Below are 1,034 nucleotides of genomic sequence, written 5' to 3'. Positions count from 1 at the left end.
TTAAGCGCCAGTAAACGGCGGTGGTAACTATAACCATCCTAAGGTAGCGAAATTCCTTGTCGGGTAAGTTCCGACCTGCACGAATGGCGTAACGACTTCTCGACTGTCTCAACCATAGGCCCGGTGAAATTGCACTACGAGTAAAGATGCTCGTTTCGCGCAGCAGGACGGAAAGACCCCGGGACCTTTACTATAGCTTGATATTGGTGTTCGGTTCGGCTTGTGTAGGATAGGTGGGAGACTGTGAAGCATGCACGCCAGTGTGTGTGGAGTCGTCGTTGAAATACCACTCTGGTCGTGCTGGATGTCTAACCTGGGTCCGTGATCCGGATCAGGGACAGTGTCTGGTGGGTAGTTTAACTGGGGCGGTTGCCTCCTAAAGGGTAACGGAGGCGCCCAAAGGTTCCCTCAGCCTGGTTGGCAATCAGGTGTTGAGTGTAAGTGCACAAGGGAGCTTGACTGTGAGACCGACGGGTCGAGCAGGGACGAAAGTCGGGACTAGTGATCCGGCGGTGGCTTGTGGAAGCGCCGTCGCTCAACGGATAAAAGGTACCCCGGGGATAACAGGCTGATCTTCCCCAAGAGTCCATATCGACGGGATGGTTTGGCACCTCGATGTCGGCTCGTCGCATCCTGGGGCTGGAGTCGGTCCCAAGGGTTGGGCTGTTCGCCCATTAAAGCGGTACGCGAGCTGGGTTTAGAACGTCGTGAGACAGTTCGGTCCCTATCCGCTGTGCGCGTAGGAGTCTTGAGAAGGGCTGTCCCTAGTACGAGAGGACCGGGACGGACGAACCTCTGGTGTGCCAGTTGTTCTGCCAAGGGCATGGCTGGTTGGCTACGTTCGGGAGGGATAACCGCTGAAAGCATCTAAGCGGGAAGCCTGCTTCGAGATGAGGGCTCCCACCTCCATGAGAGGGTAAGGCTCCCAGTAGACGACTGGGTTGATAGGCCAGGTGTGGAAGACCGGTAACGGTTGGAGCTGACTGGTACTAATAGGCCGAGGGCTTGTCCTCAGTTGCTCGCGTCCACTGTGT

Annotated in this window: 1 rRNA gene; it reads left to right on the top strand. The window is 56.4% G+C overall.

Features of this window, described 5'->3' with window-relative positions:
* Positions 1-1,013: ribosomal RNA gene (locus JNW98_RS35700) — 23S ribosomal RNA — on the top strand; the annotation flags it as partial.
* Positions 1,014-1,034 lie beyond the last annotated feature (21 nt).

This window comes from Streptomyces huiliensis (genome assembly GCF_020037025.1).
Classification (GTDB): Bacteria; Actinomycetota; Actinomycetes; order Streptomycetales; family Streptomycetaceae; genus Streptomyces; species Streptomyces huiliensis.
Note: the sequence above shows the minus strand (reverse complement) of the source record. Positions and strands in the feature narration are given on the sequence as shown.